This window comes from Alkalibacterium iburiense (assembly GCF_039521845.1).
GTDB lineage: Bacteria > Bacillota > Bacilli > Lactobacillales > Carnobacteriaceae_A > Alkalibacterium > Alkalibacterium iburiense.
Window position 1 is genome coordinate 25,553 of record NZ_BAAACW010000017.1, and the last position, 16,427, is coordinate 41,979.

Genomic DNA, 16,427 nt, shown 5'->3' on the forward strand with positions numbered 1-16,427 from the left:
CATCTCATTACTTTTGTATATGAACATCTAAATAGTCATACGCTGTTTGTTTCGTAGACAGCTAACGTGCTTACATCTGATTAGCGATACTTTGAAGTACGCCGTTAACAAACTTACTTGCTTTTTCATCGTTGTACAGTTTAGTGAGCTCAATCGCTTCATTCATGACGATACGCTTATCCACTTCCGGCTGATAAAGCAGTTCATACACAGCCAGTCGCAGCAACAATAAGTTGGTTCGCTCCAAACGGTTCAGCGACCACTTTTTTAAATTCTGACTAATGGCTTGATCAATCGCCTCTTTATTTGCCTGTACACCCGACACAAGTGTGTGAAGATAGCTCAAGGCATCTGTCACGATGTTATCGGTGCTTTTATCTTCTGGTAAAACTAATGACATAGCCTCTTCAGGCGTTCTTTCTTCATTCAGTGTCAACGTGCTGTCTAAAGATAATTGAATGGCTTCTTCAATCGTTAAATCTTCATGTGTAGATAGCTGGAAAAGAGACTGAAAGGCTTTTTCCCTAATTACACGCCTTACAGTAGTCACTATTCCTCATCTTCTTCCGTATCCAAGTCTAATAAATCTTGGAAAACTGTTTTTTCAGGCACGATATCAGCAATATGGATGTTGACTTCTGCTAAAGTGATATCAGTCATGTGCAGAACCTGCTCTCGTACCTTTTTTTGAATCGTTCGTGCTACTTTTGGAACGTTCACTCCAAATTTTAAGTAACAGTATATTTCGACTTTCAACCCATCTTCGTCGTTGACTAGATAGATGCCTTTTTTGTGGTTCGTTTTACCAAAAACATTCTTCATTTTCTTGGTTATCTTTCCTTGCATGGCATAAACGCCTTCTACTTCATTGGCCGCAAAGCCGGCAATGACTTCTAGTACTTCCGGAGCTACTTCAATTTCACCATAAGGATTGCTTCTGTTTGTGTCTCTTATTGTTTCAACCATTCTCGTTCCTCCTTTTACTTCATAGCTTATATAGGTTTATGCGCGAGAATCATAGCTGCCTTCAGCCGTGTTAATCACAAGGACATCATCTACGTTTACAAATAAAGGAACAGTTACGACAGCTCCTGTTTCTAATTTAGCTGTTTTCGATCCACCAGATGTCGTGTCTCCACGGATTCCCGGTTCTGTTTCTACAACTCTCAATTCGACCTTTTTAGGTAAGTCTACTCCTAAAACTTCAGATCCAAACATCATAATTTCGACATTCATGTTTTCTTTTAAAAATTTTGTTTCTTCAGTGATGCGTTCTCCAGGAATTTCTAATTGCTCAAAGGTCTCTGTATCCATAAACACGAAGTTTCCACCGTCTTCATATAAAAACTGCATCGTTTTGTGCTCGATATGCGCGGTTTCCATTTTTTCTCCAGCACGGAAAGTCTTATCTTGTAGAGCACCTGTACGCAAGTTTTTCAGTTTGGAGCGAACAAAGGCTGCTCCTTTTCCGGGTTTAACGTGTTGGAATTCGACTATTCTCCATAATCCCCCATCATATTGGATAGTTAATCCGGTTTTAAATTCATTTGTTGAAATCATTCATTTTCCTCCTAGTACTCAGTGCTTTATCATTCAAGAAGCCACACTTTTATGTAGTCTATTGTACCATGATTCAGCCCGAAAACCTATTTTCAAGTGCATAAATTATGGCTCAACTGATGTGTGTTTACAGTTGAATTAACTCTTTGGAAACAGTCATCAAGTTTCTGTTTCCATCTTTAGTAATGAGCAAGTCATCTTCAATTCTGACTCCACCTAGTCCTGGTATATAAATTCCCGGTTCATTCGTAATCACATTACCTTCTACTAATATTTTTTCATTACGGAAATGAATACCAGGCCCCTCGTGCACTTCTAACCCAATGCCGTGCCCTGTTGAGTGTCCGAACTGTTCCCCGTACCCTTTTTCAGTAATATAATCTCTTGCGACAGCATCCAATTCTTTCCCAGTGATTCCCGGCTTGGCTGCTTCAGTTACCCTTAAGTTGGCATCCAATACGATTTGATGAATTTTCTTAAGCTCTTCGCCCGGATCACCTAAAGAAATTGTCCGTGTCATATCGGAAACATAGCCTTTATAGTAACAACCGAAGTCAAACGTGATCATATCGCCTTGTTCGATTTTCTTCTCACTCGCTACGCCATGAGGCATGGCTGAGCGTTTGCCACTTGCGACAATGGTGTCGAAGGATACGCTGGTTGCCCCTTTTTCTCGCATTAAGAAATCCAATTTGTTTGCGACTTCAATTTCCGTTACACCTGGTTTAATAAAATTCAGTATTTCTTCAAACGCATATTCCGTAATCTTAATGGCTTCTTGGATCGTTTCAACTTCAGCCTCTTCTTTAATTTCTCTCAGCGATTCGACTAAGCCACTTACAGGCTTCAATTGAGCGGATAGTTTATCTTTCAACATTTCATATGTTGAAAACGTCACAAAGTCTTTTTCAAATCCTACTTCACTTATTCCTTTTTCCTGAAGAATTTTATCCACATCTTCATATGGATTGCCGCCATGTTTAATAATCTCAAACCCAACGGCTTGTTCGGCCGCTTGTTCTGTGTATCTAAAGTCCGTAATAAAATACGCTTTCTCTTTCGTTATCAAGCTGACTCCCGCTGTCCCTGTAAAACCAGAGACATAACGTAAATTATATGAACTGGTAACTAATAATGCTTCTAATCCTTCTTCATTCAATTTTTTTTGTATTGCTGATACTCGTGACATATAAACACCCTATTCTATTATTTTATTTCAACTGTCGTTTCTTTTCATTTATAGTAACAAACATTCCTTACTAATTATAGCAAAGTGAAACTTAAATTTGAACCTTTCCTTATGAGGTACTCCTTATTTCGTGCTTTATTTTAAACCAATGATACGTTACTCTCAGCAAAACGAAGTCAACACAGTTAAGACATTGGAAAGTCGGTAGGACTCTCTATCTTATACGCCCTCTCATCTAAACGATGACCCATTGCGGTCGCTTAACTATCTTTTATTCGACCGGTCACCCTCCCTACCTACTCGTGTCGTCTGATAAAACCGACTTATACGACCTGAATATACTTTTCTGACACTTTAGGTCGTATAAATGATTGCCATCAAAAGAACACCTACTCATCAAAGTAGGTGTCTTCATCTATTGGGGTCGTTTCTTCTATCACTGCTTCTGGCAAAATAAAAACAGACCGGCTCGTAAAATTGTTATTTAGGGTTGCTTCTATAGAATACTTTCGCTCCCCCGTTTGCTTAATTGTGACTGTTCCGTTTGAAAAAGCGAGACTCCCGCTGCTAATTGCTTCATTATCCTCATCCACTAATATCTGTTTGGTCATTTCTATCATGGCCTTGGCTTCATAGGTTTGGCTAATCAGATTATACTGGACGACTTGGTGTTTAATGACCAGAGAAGCGGAAGTGATCAAAAAGGAAATAAACAAAAGCAGCGCAAATGTAGACACTAAAATGCTCCCTTGATCGTCCTGTTTTAAATTCATGGATTGGCCTCATTTACTTTAATATTAGCCGTAAATTCTTCTCCATTATGAAACGTCACATTTAAACGCACGCGTTGATCGGATAGTTTTTCGTAATGTGCTTTTGAGACATTGATTAAAATGGGTTCATACCCACCCGTTACACTGCGAATCATTTCATCTCTATTTAATCGATACGTAACAGTCACTCTTTTATTCGTTTTCTCATCAACCGTGTAGACTGACAAGCTGGTCTGAGTCATCTGCCTTAATTCTGATTCTTTCATATCATTCTCCATACTGTTCAGAAACAAATGCCATTCGATTTGACGGTCATCTTTAACAGAAGCTCGGACTGTTTTAAATTGAGTCAGAGCTAATGAAAAGAAAAGGACGCAAATGCTCATAATAGAAAGAGTGAGTAACACTTCTAATAAAGTGAAGCCTTCTTCTTTATTCCGTCCATTTAATCGACTGGATTTTAGTTGACACACGTTCTTCTCCCTCCCAGATAATGGTGATAGCATTGGATTGATGTAGACTGTTGACTTCTACTCCATTGGAATGAAAAGACTCTTTTTTGACTCCTTCTCTCTCCCAAAATAAGGCACTTTCATATAAAAAACGTGTACTCTCAACCTGGGATTTAGCCAAGTTTCTTATTGAAAAAACACCCATGAAAAAAGGCAGGACAGCCCCCACAAAAAGAACGAGTATACTTAAACTGACTAGGCTTTCTAAAAGGACGAAGCCCTCTTCTCTAATCGTATTCAACTGTGAACCGTCCTTTCCCAAACTTGAATCTCACGTTGACTCTTCCCTTTGCGGTGTCGAATGGGATAGGAGAGATATTCGACTGATTGCCTGTGCTAGATGAGAATCGAAATTCTCTAGTTCCTCCTGGCATGCTGATTGAGTCCGGGAAAGAGATCCTGTGATTTATTGGATGATTATCCGTCCGCTTTCCTGCTCTGAATGACACCTCTCTCGTGTCCGGTTTGAATTCTATAAGGGGCCAGTCCTGATTTAAAATGGCATAGCTCTGGGCAAGTGTCAGGCTTGATCCTAATGTTTCAAAAAAGAGTTGGGTTTCAGCCTCAACTTGTAATGCTTTAAAGTGAACAATCGGCAGACTGAGGATAATAGAAACGATACTTAGAACGAGTGCGGTTTCAATTAACGTAAAGCCTTCGGATTCCTTTATATTATTCAGCATTTTTCACGACTATGCCTTTATCGTTAATTGTGTAATTTTTTGTATCTTCTAATTGTGCCGGTGTTAGATAGCCTTCTCTTTCCATATCTGCGAAACTGAATTCTCCGCTTCCATTATCCATTACGTACATTTCAACTTGTGACTGAAGAACAGTCTGAAAGGCTTGATTGCCAGTTGAGGCAGCACTTTCTTTATTACTGGACAAGTTAGGAATAAAAAGCAACAATAGAGCTGAAATGATAAACAGTACCAGGGACATTTCAATTAAAGTAAAGCCTTCTTCTTTGTTAAATAGTCTTCTCATTTTTTACTTTCCTTTCTCATTTTATTATAGTGTGTCCATCAAGCTGAAAGTCGGAAGCAACAAAGCAGCATAGATGGCGATGATAATCACTGCTACAAATATAAAAATAAAGGGTTGAATTCTTTCCATATACGCTTCTATCTGTTTATCCATTTCCTCCTCACAATGTTCGGCATAGAGTTCCAATTGGTAACCCACATTTCCTGTTATTTCTCCATGTCGGATAACTTCTATCAGTTCGGGTTTAAAGAAGGACAACGGACTTAGTGCTTCATGGAACTGTTGTCCCTTCTTCATTTCTGATTCTATCCATCTCCCCATTTCATTTATCAAGGGGGATAAGTTATTTCCTTTCATAATGCTGATAACTTCCAGTAAACTGCACTCACTTTTTAATAGGGTGCCCCATTCGTGAGCGAAAAACTGTGTCCAATATAGTTTAAAGAGGGATAAAGGAATAAGCTGACTCAAGAAGGTTAATCTGTCTAAAGGCTTTTTCCGATCTAAAAAATGTCTGAACAGGGTGTAAGATAAAGTCAAACCAACTAGACTGCCCATAATGAGTAATGGAGCCTGATACACGGCTTGCACAATGAAGCGGGTGCTGAAAGGCATCTGATTTCTATCAACCGTTAGAATGTGTTCAATATGAGGAATAAGAATATACCGCATGGCAAACAGCATCATGGTGATAAAAAGGAGAAGCATAACCGGGTAGTGAGTGACGGCTTTTAATTTTTTCTTCTTCTCGGCTTGCTGAATCAGATGTTTGCCAGCTGTGTAGACCGCCTGAGCAAACTGCCCATGATATAAAGAGAAATATATCTGGGAACAGGTTGAGTCCGGAAAGCCCGCTTGTTTTAATACAGTAGAAAACTCAATGCCTAAAGCTGTCTCTCTTATGATTTCTTGAAGAATCGGCTTAGATTTTTTATCTGCAATGGTTTCTAAAAAAGTGAGAGCTTCTCTCAACGAAAAACCATCTTCTAACAACTGACCTAAACGCGAAAGTAAAAGGCCCTTCTGGTTCAACTCTTTATTCGTTAGGGATAAGGTAGCGTTTGTACGTTTTTTCGGTAACATACCCATAGGTGTACACCTTCTCTAATAGTCGATTGAATTCCCTTTTCATGGGTGGTGTTGTCATAGACTCCTGCTGTCTGAGCCTTTCAAACAGTTCTGATAGACTCTCGTTTGCTTTTACTTCATATAAAGCGGCCCGCTTTCTGTCGCGCGGGTGATTCGTACAGTAGGTTTGGCAGTTGGCCTCACACAAAGGACAGTAAATGGGGAGAAGATTTTGGAAAGCTATGCCAATGAGTGTTTGTTCAAGTAAAGTTAAGCTGACTCCCAACTCCATCATGCGAGATAAGACTCCTTTTGCGTTTTTGGCATGAATAGATCCAACTATAAGGTGACCCGTTAATGCACCTCGAACGACCATTTTAGCTGTTTCTTCGTCTCTTATTTCACCCACTATGAGGACATCGGGATGATGACGAAGGGAACTCTTTAAGAGATGCTCGTAAGTTATCCCCGCTTTTTCATTCACCTGCACCTGTAAAAAGGAAGTCTCTTCTATTTCAACGGGATCTTCAACTGTAATGACCTGCTGCTTCTCTCCTTTCATTCTGTTTCTTACGAGATGATACATAGTTGTCGTTTTCCCAGAATCAACAGGTCCTGAAAAGAGTAAAAGGCCCGATTTGGATTCAATTAATGATTCTAATTGCTTCCATTCTTTTGAGAAGAATGAGGCTGGTTGTTGATTCCCTGTCTCTTTCTGCTTTAATAATCGAATCACTAAGGATTCCTGCGAATGATAGTTACTGATTGTTGAAAAGCGACAGTCCACTGATTTTTCTTTCAAAGCAAAGGTAGTCGAGCCACTTTGAGGCCGTCTCCTTTCTCCTACATCCATATGAGACAAGAACTTAAAATAAGAAATTAACTGAGTTCCTTCCTCTCGAGTTAAATAATACTGCTTTTCCATTTGTCCATTTAAGCGAAAGTAGACATCGTAATGCTTTTGTTCCGGTAATATATGAATATCACTTGTTTGATAAGCGCTGGCTATGGACAACAAATGGGTCGCAAATGATTCGGTATCCATCCCTTCCTTCCTCTCTCTTTTTGATTTTAAAAAATGTCTTACTATATATATTGTCTAAATAAATCGAAATCCACGAAAGAAAATAAAAAAACTTCAAAAAGTAGATTTTTGTCTACTTCTTGAAGTTATCCTTCATTCTTTATTATAGTTCAGCGTTGTGGTAAACCTCGTTTACATCATCATCGTCTTCTAAAGCTTCAATCATTTTTTCAAATACACTTATTTTGTCTTCTGGAACAGGAATAGTCGTTTGAGGAATCATCGTCAGCTCTGCACGATCTAGTTCAAAGCCTTCTGCAATTAAAGCGTCTCTAACGGCTCCAAAGTCTGTTGCTTCAGTATAGATTTCAAAGACATCATCAGATACCTCTAGGTCTTCTCCTCCTGCTTCCAGTACATGCATGAGCATAGTATCTTCGTCTACATCTAGCCCTTCACGCGCGATAGCAAGATAGCCTTTTCGGTCAAACATATAATTAACCGACCCTTTTTCTCCCATCGATCCGCCGTTACGGTCGAATGCAACGCGAACGTTCGTTGCTGTACGGTTAACATTATCCGTTAGTGTGTACACTAAAACAGCAATACCGTTCGTACCGTACCCTTCATAGATGACTTCATTATAGTCGTCACCCTGGCCTGCATCTGTTGCTCGCTTGATGGCCCGTTCAATGTTGTCATTTGGCATATTATCGGATCGAGCTTTATCTACAGCCAATCTCAATGCAGCGTTCATCTCAATATCTGATCCGCCGTCTTTAGCTGCCTGGTATATTAGTTTTGAATGTTTTTGGAAAATCTTTCCACGTTTCGCATCTTGGGCACCTTTACGATGCTTGATGTTACTCCATTTTGAATGTCCAGCCATTTCAATTCCTCTTTCCTGAATGTGTTTGCGTTATCCTTTGTTATTATACCAAATTTCGCTGTCGATTCAAGGTTTCCTTGAAAATGTGTCAACGATTGAATCGTATTTTCCGCTTACGTTTTTTGGGACCTCCTGTGGAAAAGAAAGCCATGAGTATTCCCGTTAATCCGCCTACTGTATCTAAAATGACATCTTGCATTAAAGCAGTCCGATTAGGATGGAAATTCTGTCTTAATTCGTCAAACGAGGCATAGCCTGCTGTTAATAGAAGAGACAGCAAAATAGATAAATAGATATTATTTACTCTGTTTCTTAAGCCTAGAAACCAAAAGAGTCCTAACGCAAAAAAGGAAAAAAAGTGAGCTCCTTTTCTGATGAAAAATTCGATAAAAGCTATATAACCACTAGACTCTACACTAACGACACTTCCAGCGTATGTAAATTCAATGCGTTCAAGCAAGCCTCTTAATGGTTCATTTTCCAACCATTGATGAAGCAGTGGTTGAACATTTTGTTCCTCATATCCCATGGACGAACTGTAATAAAGGATACCCATAATGGCAAAAGCCAAAAGTAAATAAATCGTATCTGCTGTACTTGTTTTTCTGTTCATTCTTCTTCTCCTTTTCAAATCTCCTTCCATTTTAACGGATGGTTCTGGATATGGAAAGGAAAAAACGGTACAATTAATTTAGTTTAATTAAGGGGAGAGATGAATCAATGACAAATAACATGAAATGGGACATGGAATCGGTATTCAAAGGGGGAAGCCGTTCCGAGGATTTACAGGAAAAGATGACGCTTTTGGGGAAGGCGATTGAGAGTACATTAGACTTAATCCAGCAATGGTCATTTGAAGAAGATAAACCTGAATATAATCAACTACATACGTTCCTAAATGAAAGAGAACGCATTTTTGATGGTTTAGCTGAAGCAGGAACATTTGCAAGAGGGCTCGCTTCAGCTGACTCGAAAGATACCCATGCTGCAAAAGTAGTCAACCAACTCAGTCAAGTGGGTAGTCAGTTAAGCGAAGTTGAAACACTATTCATGAAGAAAATTAAAGACATCCCTCAAAGTGAATGGAATGACCTCGTTGCTCTGGACGCATTTAAGCAAAGTGCTTTTCCATTAAATGAAAAACGTGAACAAGGACAAAAATTACTTTCTGAAAAAGAAGAAAAAGTGATTCAACAGTTATCATTGGACGGGATTCAAGGGTTCGGAAATATGTACCAGTCCTTAGTTGCTAGTGTGAAAGTTCCTTTTGAAGAAGATGGAAAAGTGTCTTATCTGTCTGCTGGACAAGCGGCTAACAAATTATCTGGTTCACCTGATCCGAAAGTGCGTCACCAGATGCTTGATGTATGGGAAAAAGCATGGAAAGAAAAAGCACCTCTCTTTTCTGACACTCTAAATCACTTGGCTGGTTTCAGACTTCAGACATATAAGCTTAGAGGCGAAGACGATTTCATGAATCCGCCACTCGAATATAACCGCATGAAAAAAGAAACATTGGATACGATGTGGAACACGATTACCGAAAACAAGCCGCGAGTGGTTGACTTCTTAAACCGCAAGGCGAAGTTAATGAATCAGGAAAAACTAACTTGGGCTGATGTCACCGCTCCTGTTTCCGTTGGGAGCTACGTTCCTAAGAAATATTCCTTTGAGGAAGCACAAGACTTCATCGTTGAGAACTTTGGAACCTTTAGTACCGAAATGAAGGATCTGGCTCAAAAATCCTTTGATGAAAACTGGGTTGAAGCAGAAGACAGAGACGGAAAGCGTCCGGGAGCTTACTGTGCTAATTTGCCTGAAAGCAAACAGTCTCGTATTTTTATGACTTTTTCTGGAACAGCTAATAATGTGTCTACTTTAGCACACGAATTAGGCCATGCTTTTCATAGTCATGTGATGCGTGATTTACCACTATTGAACCGTCGATATGCGATGAACGTAGCCGAAACCGCTAGTACGTTTTGTGAACTCTTAGTTTCAGATGCGACTGTTGAGGCTGCGGCTTCAAAAGAAGAAAAGATTGCTTTATTAGACAGCAAAATTTCACGTGCAGCTGTTATGTTTATGGATATTCACAGCCGTTATCTATTCGAGACTCGCTTCTATGAGAAACGTCAACAAGGATTAGTAGATGAAGAAGAACTGTGTCAGTTAATGGAAGAAGCACAAAAAGAAGCTTTCCAAAATGCTTTAGAAAACTATCACCCAATGTTCTGGGCAAGTAAATTGCACTTTTACAGTACAGGTATTAGTTTTTACAACTTCCCTTACACTTTTGGTTTCTTGTTTAGTTTAGGTATTTATTCAAAAGCGAAACAAGAAGGCCCTTCATTTGAGACTAACTACCGCAACTTACTAAGAGATACAGCGAGCATGACTACTGAAGACCTAGCTGCTAAACACCTAGATGTGAACTTAACACTACCTGACTTCTGGCAGTCAGCCATTGATGAAGTGTTAAAAGATATTGATGACTACATGACACTTACAGAAGAATTAGCTAAAGAAAAATAATCATCTACCAGCAAGGTTTCGTTTAAACGGAACCTTGTTTTTTTTGTAAAAATAAAGCACCTCATCACTAAATGTGACAAGGTGCTAGTTTAATAAATTATATTAATACCTTCCGTATCCTACAAAACGTGATCCCCAATAATAAGGATCATTAACGCTTGCATAGGCAACACCAGTACTTGACTGCGAACCAATAAATTGTCCGCCACCGACATATATACCTACGTGAGTAACACGACCGCCACCTTCTGAGAAGAATACTAAATCTCCTGGCTGTGGATTAGATACTTTTTGAGCTCCTGCATATTGACCTGCAGCTGACCTTGGTAATGATTTTCCAACTTTATTAAACACATAGCTTGTGAAACCTGAACAATCGAAACCTGAAGTTGTCGTTCCACCATATCTATATCTTATTCCTAATAAAGCAGTGGCGTGTGGTGATAAAGCTGACCAACTTGTTCCTCCACTTGGCGCAGGTGCTGGTGCTGGAGTTGGTTTTGGTTTAGCTTGTTCCTTCGGCTGACTTTGAGCCGGAGGGGTTTGAGTTTGAGATCCAGTTGATGAGTCGCTAGACAACTCATTTGATTCAGATCCGCTATTTGAAGCTGGCGGTGTATTATTAGTCTCTGTATTAGACTCTGACGAACTTGCATTGCTTGAGCTAGCCGTTGATGGCTCTGACGCATTCGTATTATTTGAGCTGGATTCTGTTTGACTAGATGATGCACTATTATCTGATGTAGAAGCTGATTCTCTTCCAGATGAAGCCACAGTCACTTCTTGCTGCGCTGCTTCTTGTGCTTGTCTTTCCGCTTCAGCCTCTGCTTCCGCTTGAGCTAGGCGCGCTTCTTCTCTTCTGCGTTCTTCCGCTTCACGCGCTGCCTGTTGGGCTTCTTCACGAGCAGCAACTAACTGAACAACTGCTTGTTCTGCTTCTGCTTTTTGAGATAAGAAACGGTTACGGTCTGCTTCTGCCGTTGCTCGTTCAGCGGCTAATTGAGCGACCAGGACTTCTTTTTCTAATCTTTGCTGATCCAATTCCTCAGAAATCATTTCTAATTCGGCGGCCAAAGCATTTTGTTGAACAATGGTCTGTTCTGTTCTATCTTGCTTTTCAACTACAGCTTCTTTATCTCTAACTTGCGCTTGAACGAGTTTACGATTGGATGAAACAAGACTAGCTACAACATCAATACGTCCAAAAATATCCGTTAACGATTCTGCATCAATAATGAATTCAATGTAATTCGTTGTTTGTCCTTCTACTTGAATTGTACGAGCTTGATTTTCTAATTGCTCTGTACGTTTCTCAATCATTTCTTCTAATTCCGCAATTTCTTCAAGCAACTGATTCATTTCAGCATGAGCTTTCTCTAAACGCTGAACTGTTTCTTTTATTTTATCTTCATTTTTTGCAATATCCGAATTTATGTTTGATAATTCTTCTTCGGTGTTTTGTACTTCCACTTGTAGAGATTGAATCGTCTCTTCCAAAGTATGTACTTGGCTTTCTGATTCCTGTATTCTATTTAAATTCTCTTGAATGTCATTTTCAAATTCATCCGCAAATACCTGTGGTGTGGCACCGATAGCTCCTAGTAGTAACGTGCTTGTTAATGTCGTTAAAATGAACTTATTTTTCAAGGTTTTCCCTCCATATAGACTTTCCTTTTGACAGTTTCGACAGTAATATATGCTATGATAAATCTTTCAGTTAGTCTGTTTGTTAATCTAACTTGGCTAAAGTATAGCACTTATAGGTCATAAATACGTTTCAGTTCTATTACACTTCAATTTCAGAGCGTGTAATTCACATTCCGTTCACAATTTGTCACATTTAGTCTTTTTAGATTACTTGCTTTTTATAAGTGAAAATACTATACTTTTTAATGATTCCATTCAGTGGAATAGCACAGTTACTCGAAATAGGAGGAATTTAAAATATGAGTGATTACCGTGTATTGTTGTATTACAAATATGCCAAAATTGATAATCCAGAGCGCTTTAGATTGGAACACCTTGAGCTCTGCCGTCGTTTAAATTTAAAAGGTCGCATTTTAGTGTCTGAAGAAGGTTTGAACGGAACGGTCTCTGGAACAACTGAAGAGACTGAACGTTATATGGAAGCTGTTCATTCCGATGAACGCTTTGCTGATATGATGTTCAAGATTGATGAAGCGGACGGTCATGCTTTTAAGAAAATGCATGTGCGTTATCGTCCAGAAATTGTATCTTTAAAATTGGGCGAAGATGATTTAGATCCAAACGAATTATCCGGTCAGTATTTAAAGCCCGTAGAATTTAGAGAAGCTTTAGAAGATGAAAACACGATTGTCTTAGATGCAAGAAATGACTATGAATATGATTTAGGCCATTTCAGAGGGGCTATTCGCCCGGATATTCGTAATTTTAGAGAATTACCTGAGTGGATCAAAGAAAACAAAGAAAAATTCATGGACAAAAAGGTCGTTACCTATTGTACAGGTGGTGTCCGCTGTGAAAAGCTAACAGGCTGGCTTTTAAAAGAAGGCTTTGAGGATGTAGCTCAATTGCATGGTGGGATTCATAACTACGGGACAGACCCAGAAACTCAAGGAGAGTTATGGGATGGTAAAATGTATGTCTTTGATGAGCGCATCAGTGTAGATGTTAATAGAAAAGAAAAAACAATCGTAGGAAAAGACTGGTATGATGGGACACCTTGTGAACGCTATGTCAACTGTGGTAACCCTTCATGTAACCGCCAGTTCATTACTTCTGAAGAAAATGAACACACTTATTTAAGAGGATGCACACATGAGTGTCGAGTGTCTCCTGAAAACCGATATGTCAAAGAGCATCAGTTAAGCCGCGAAGAGGTTGCTCAACGCTTAGAAGCCATTGGTGAATCTTTGCCAGAAACAGTTTAATTCACTTCTCCCCTGTAAAAGGTTTCATCCCTTTTATAGGGGCTTTTTCTTTTTCTCCTTAACATTTTCGCCATACTCAGCAGAATTTCACCCAAAAAACGCTTCCTATATTTTACTTTTAAGCTGGTTTTGCTATAATGTAGCAAGCTATAAATAAAAATAGACATTTTTAAAAAGGAGTCAAGAATGAAACGTACTGATAAAAACAATCATACAGATACAGAAGAAACTAATGAATCATCCCGTTTCCAATCTTTCCTTTATTACTTTGACATTTTCTACCGAGTGGTAAAAGCACTCGTTATTTTACTTGTAGTCATTCTATTAATTGGAGGAGCTCTTGGAGCAGGCGCAGGTCTTGGTTATTTCGCGTCGCTTGTACATGATACTGAAATTCCTGATCAAGAAGTCATGGCTGAGCAAATTAATGATTATAATGAAAAGTCGACCATGTATTATGCTGGCGGAGAGGTCATCAGTGACTTGCGTTCTGATTTGCTTCGGACACCCATTAGCTTAGACGAAGTCTCCCCTTTCCTAGTAGAGGCACTCGTCGCAACAGAGGATGAATACTTCTTCGATCATGAAGGAGTTGTTCCTAAAGCAGTTGCTCGTGCTTTGATACAAGATATCACGGAAACAGGTTCCACTGGCGGTTCGACTTTAACGCAACAGTTAGTTAAACAACAGATTGTTGGTGGAGAAGTCTCCCATGAACGTAAAGCGAACGAAATATTATTAGCGATGCGTTTAGAGAACCACATGGATAAAGATGAAATTTTGGAAGCATACCTAAACGTATCCCCTTTTGGACGAAATAATAAAGGTCAAAATATTGCAGGGGTGGAAGAAGCTGCTCAAGGAATCTTTGGCGTTCCTGCTTCCGAGGTAACGTTGCCACAAGCAGCCTTTATTGCAGGCTTGCCTCAGCGGCCCATTGTATACAGCCCATACACACAGTTTGGCGAGATTAAAGAAAGCCATAACTTGAGTATTGAAAGACAAAGTGAAGTTTTATTCCGAATGTATCGTGAGGGCTACATTACGTATGATGAATACCAAGAAGCTTTAGCCTATGACATTACTCAAGACTTTATCAGTCGAGAGGAAGTTGAAGAAGACGGTTTATCATATGCGTATGATATCGCAGAATCAGAAGCAAAAGTTTTATTGATGAACAGCTACCTAGAAGAAGATGGGATTACCTCTGAAATGCTTAATGATGACCCTGATATTCGAGCTGAGTATTATGAGCGAGCGGATTATGATTTAAGAAATCGAGGCTATAAGATCTATACTACTCTAGATCGTACCGTTCATCATACATTAGAACAAGTAGTTTCCGCTAACTTAGACTATCTAGGTTCGGAACAAACCGTAACTACGACTGATGATGAAGGGAATACGCATACTGAAACTTATCCAGTTCAAATTGGAGGAGCTTTAACTGATAACGCTACAGGAAGAGTTATCGCTTTTATTGGTGGTCGTGATTATGAGGAATCTCAGTGGAATAATGCCTTTCAAAGCAGACGTAGTCCAGGTTCAGTCATAAAACCATTAGCTGTTTTCGGACCGGCTATTGAAGAAGGCCTTATTACCCCAGCTACTATTATTCCTGATACTGAGTATGCCGTACCTAATTGGGATGCTACAATAGGGGATTATGTTGATTTTTACCCTAGTAATTACGGAGAAACAACTGATATTTGGATGTCTGCACGTGAAGCCCTTTACCGTTCACAAAATATTCCAGCCTATCGTCTCTACATGGAACTGCTGGAAGGTGAATATGATATTGGTCAATATATCCGTCGAATGGGATTAGGTCCGGAAGCTATCCGAGATAATGAATTTCAGAATCCTGCCTTTTCAATTGGAGGAACAGACGAGGGACCGACCCCAGTTGAATTAACAAGTGCTTTTGCCTCTATTGCAAATAACGGTGTACAAGTTGAACCCTTTATTATAGAACGAATTGAAAATAGTTCAGGTGAAGTGGTCTATGAACATGAATTAGCAGAAACAGAAGTATGGAGTCCTGAAACAAACTATTTATTACTAGATATGCTGCGCGATGTTCAAACTGAAGGAACAGCTAGAGATGTTAGAAATCAAATTAATTTCAATGCAGACTGGATTTCCAAAACTGGTACCACACAAAATTATACAGACGTATGGTATGTTGCCAGCACACCTCGAGTCAGTTTTAGTACGTGGTTAGGTTACGCTAATCAACAAGTTCAATTACGTCGTGATAATGGGATACACCCGAGTTTGAGAGTACGTGCTATGTGGGCTCGCCTTGTTAATGCGATTCATAATACGAATCCAGAAATATTTGGTGTGGATCAAACCTTTACTCGTCCGAGTGGTATCACGACAGATTCTGTTATCCAAGCGACCGGTATGAAATCCGGAACAGTTGAAACTCCCGATGGAGACACTTTCTCTTATTCTGGCCCAACCTATACCGAAATATTTGATTCAAATAATATACCGGGGTCAACCGTTTATGATTTTGCTATTCAAGCATCAGATGAAGATTACGAAGATTTTTGGAGTAACTATATTCGATCTAGTTCTCAAGATGATGATGATAGTATTGAAGAATCGAATGATTCTTCTCCTGCTCCAGACACATCTAATGATGAACTTTCTGACGAGGATGACGATTCTTCTGATGAGGAAGAAACATCTAATAATGGGAACAATAACGGAAATGGTAACGGCAGTAACAATGATAATGGGAATGATAATTCCAATAACAACGACAATGATAATGGAAATGGAAATGCCAATGGCAATGATAATGGCAACGGGAATGGTAATGGGAACGGAAACGGCAATACCGATGACGGTGACAATTCCAATGGGAATGGGAACGGAAATTCTAATGGAAATGGCAACGGAAACGGGAATGACGATGAGGAAGACGACCCAGCCGATGAAAATGGCGACAGCGACGAGGAATAAAT

Annotated in this window: 17 protein-coding genes; 3 read left to right on the forward strand and 14 right to left on the reverse strand. The window is 39.4% G+C overall.

Going from position 1 to position 16,427, the window contains the following annotated elements; all coding sequences use genetic code 11:
• Positions 1–70: 70 nt before the first annotated feature.
• The 13 genes from nusB to ABDZ53_RS01040 all read right to left on the reverse strand — a co-directional run bounded on the left by nusB (position 71) and on the right by ABDZ53_RS01040 (position 8,615).
• Complete coding sequence (gene nusB, locus ABDZ53_RS00980) at positions 71–550, reverse strand: transcription antitermination factor NusB (RefSeq protein WP_343753077.1); 480 nt, start codon at positions 548–550, stop codon at positions 71–73.
• A complete protein-coding gene (locus ABDZ53_RS00985) occupies positions 550–966 on the reverse strand; it encodes an Asp23/Gls24 family envelope stress response protein (protein WP_343753079.1) in 417 nt (138 codons plus the stop codon). Before ABDZ53_RS00985 ends, nusB begins: the two co-directional genes overlap by 1 nt.
• Before the next feature lie 36 nt (positions 967–1,002).
• Positions 1,003–1,560: an elongation factor P gene (gene efp / locus ABDZ53_RS00990; protein WP_343753081.1), complete on the reverse strand. Its 558-nt coding sequence runs from the start codon at positions 1,558–1,560 to the stop codon at positions 1,003–1,005.
• A 127-nt stretch (positions 1,561–1,687) separates the two neighbouring features.
• Positions 1,688–2,749, reverse strand: coding sequence for a M24 family metallopeptidase (locus ABDZ53_RS00995; protein WP_343753083.1), 1,062 nt, complete (start codon positions 2,747–2,749; stop codon positions 1,688–1,690).
• Between the two features lie 389 nt (positions 2,750–3,138).
• Positions 3,139–3,522: a hypothetical protein gene (locus ABDZ53_RS01000; protein WP_343753085.1), complete on the reverse strand. Its 384-nt coding sequence runs from the start codon at positions 3,520–3,522 to the stop codon at positions 3,139–3,141.
• Positions 3,519–3,995: a competence type IV pilus minor pilin ComGF gene (gene comGF / locus ABDZ53_RS01005; RefSeq protein ID WP_343753087.1), complete on the reverse strand. Its 477-nt coding sequence runs from the start codon at positions 3,993–3,995 to the stop codon at positions 3,519–3,521. The genes ABDZ53_RS01000 and comGF overlap by 4 nt, the downstream gene beginning before the upstream one ends.
• A complete protein-coding gene (locus ABDZ53_RS01010) occupies positions 3,955–4,275 on the reverse strand; it encodes a type II secretion system protein (RefSeq protein WP_343753089.1) in 321 nt (106 codons plus the stop codon). The genes comGF and ABDZ53_RS01010 overlap by 41 nt, the downstream gene beginning before the upstream one ends.
• The gene (comGD, locus tag ABDZ53_RS01015; RefSeq protein ID WP_343753091.1) at positions 4,262–4,717 is read right to left on the reverse strand and encodes a competence type IV pilus minor pilin ComGD; all 456 of its coding nucleotides are present in this window, start codon (positions 4,715–4,717) and stop codon (positions 4,262–4,264) included. Before comGD ends, ABDZ53_RS01010 begins: the two co-directional genes overlap by 14 nt.
• Positions 4,707–5,021, reverse strand: a complete 315-nt coding sequence (gene comGC / locus ABDZ53_RS01020; protein ID WP_343753093.1) for a competence type IV pilus major pilin ComGC — start codon at positions 5,019–5,021, stop codon at positions 4,707–4,709. Before comGC ends, comGD begins: the two co-directional genes overlap by 11 nt.
• A gap of 24 nt (positions 5,022–5,045) precedes the next feature.
• Entirely contained in the window at positions 5,046–6,110 is a 1,065-nt protein-coding gene (gene comGB, locus ABDZ53_RS01025) for a competence type IV pilus assembly protein ComGB (protein ID WP_343753095.1), read from the reverse strand.
• Complete coding sequence (comGA, locus tag ABDZ53_RS01030) at positions 6,058–7,134, reverse strand: competence type IV pilus ATPase ComGA (protein ID WP_343753097.1); 1,077 nt, start codon at positions 7,132–7,134, stop codon at positions 6,058–6,060. Before comGA ends, comGB begins: the two co-directional genes overlap by 53 nt.
• Before the next feature lie 142 nt (positions 7,135–7,276).
• Positions 7,277–8,002, reverse strand: coding sequence for a YebC/PmpR family DNA-binding transcriptional regulator (locus ABDZ53_RS01035; RefSeq protein ID WP_343753100.1), 726 nt, complete (start codon positions 8,000–8,002; stop codon positions 7,277–7,279).
• Positions 8,003–8,090: 88 nt separating this feature from the next.
• On the reverse strand, positions 8,091–8,615 hold the full coding sequence (locus ABDZ53_RS01040) for a VanZ family protein (RefSeq protein ID WP_343753102.1): 525 nt from the start codon (positions 8,613–8,615) through the stop codon (positions 8,091–8,093).
• A 107-nt stretch (positions 8,616–8,722) separates the two neighbouring features.
• On the opposite strand from ABDZ53_RS01040, the gene ABDZ53_RS01045 reads away from it, so the two are divergent.
• Entirely contained in the window at positions 8,723–10,537 is a 1,815-nt protein-coding gene (locus ABDZ53_RS01045; protein WP_343753105.1) for a M3 family oligoendopeptidase, read from the forward strand.
• Positions 10,538–10,639: 102 nt separating this feature from the next.
• Here the strand turns inward: ABDZ53_RS01045 and ABDZ53_RS01050 are convergent, their stop codons facing one another.
• Positions 10,640–12,184 carry a C40 family peptidase gene (locus ABDZ53_RS01050; RefSeq protein WP_343753107.1) on the reverse strand — a complete coding sequence of 515 codons (1,545 nt, stop codon included), beginning with the start codon at positions 12,182–12,184 and terminating at the stop codon, positions 10,640–10,642.
• A gap of 299 nt (positions 12,185–12,483) precedes the next feature.
• Between ABDZ53_RS01050 and trhO the strand changes: the two genes are divergently transcribed.
• Together trhO and ABDZ53_RS01060 are read left to right on the forward strand one after the other, a co-directional pair.
• Positions 12,484–13,449: an oxygen-dependent tRNA uridine(34) hydroxylase TrhO gene (gene trhO / locus ABDZ53_RS01055; protein ID WP_343753109.1), complete on the forward strand. Its 966-nt coding sequence runs from the start codon at positions 12,484–12,486 to the stop codon at positions 13,447–13,449.
• A 186-nt stretch (positions 13,450–13,635) separates the two neighbouring features.
• Positions 13,636–16,425, forward strand: a complete 2,790-nt coding sequence (locus tag ABDZ53_RS01060; RefSeq protein ID WP_343753111.1) for a transglycosylase domain-containing protein — start codon at positions 13,636–13,638, stop codon at positions 16,423–16,425.
• Positions 16,426–16,427: the final 2 nt, after the last annotated feature.

Coding starts and splice junctions, on each gene's coding strand:
- ABDZ53_RS01040 (WP_343753102.1), bottom strand. CDS start 8,615: ATGAACAGAAAAACAAGTACAGCAGATACGATTTATTTACTTTTGGCT.
- trhO (WP_343753109.1), top strand. CDS start 12,484: ATGAGTGATTACCGTGTATTGTTGTATTACAAATATGCCAAAATTGAT.
- ABDZ53_RS01045 (WP_343753105.1), top strand. CDS start 8,723: ATGACAAATAACATGAAATGGGACATGGAATCGGTATTCAAAGGGGGA.
- ABDZ53_RS00995 (WP_343753083.1), bottom strand. CDS start 2,749: ATGTCACGAGTATCAGCAATACAAAAAAAATTGAATGAAGAAGGATTA.
- ABDZ53_RS01000 (WP_343753085.1), bottom strand. CDS start 3,522: ATGAATTTAAAACAGGACGATCAAGGGAGCATTTTAGTGTCTACATTT.
- comGD (WP_343753091.1), bottom strand. CDS start 4,717: ATGCTGAATAATATAAAGGAATCCGAAGGCTTTACGTTAATTGAAACC.
- ABDZ53_RS01060 (WP_343753111.1), top strand. CDS start 13,636: ATGAAACGTACTGATAAAAACAATCATACAGATACAGAAGAAACTAAT.
- ABDZ53_RS01035 (WP_343753100.1), bottom strand. CDS start 8,002: ATGGCTGGACATTCAAAATGGAGTAACATCAAGCATCGTAAAGGTGCC.
- comGC (WP_343753093.1), bottom strand. CDS start 5,021: ATGAGAAGACTATTTAACAAAGAAGAAGGCTTTACTTTAATTGAAATG.
- comGA (WP_343753097.1), bottom strand. CDS start 7,134: ATGGATACCGAATCATTTGCGACCCATTTGTTGTCCATAGCCAGCGCT.
- ABDZ53_RS00985 (WP_343753079.1), bottom strand. CDS start 966: ATGGTTGAAACAATAAGAGACACAAACAGAAGCAATCCTTATGGTGAA.
- comGB (WP_343753095.1), bottom strand. CDS start 6,110: ATGGGTATGTTACCGAAAAAACGTACAAACGCTACCTTATCCCTAACG.
- efp (WP_343753081.1), bottom strand. CDS start 1,560: ATGATTTCAACAAATGAATTTAAAACCGGATTAACTATCCAATATGAT.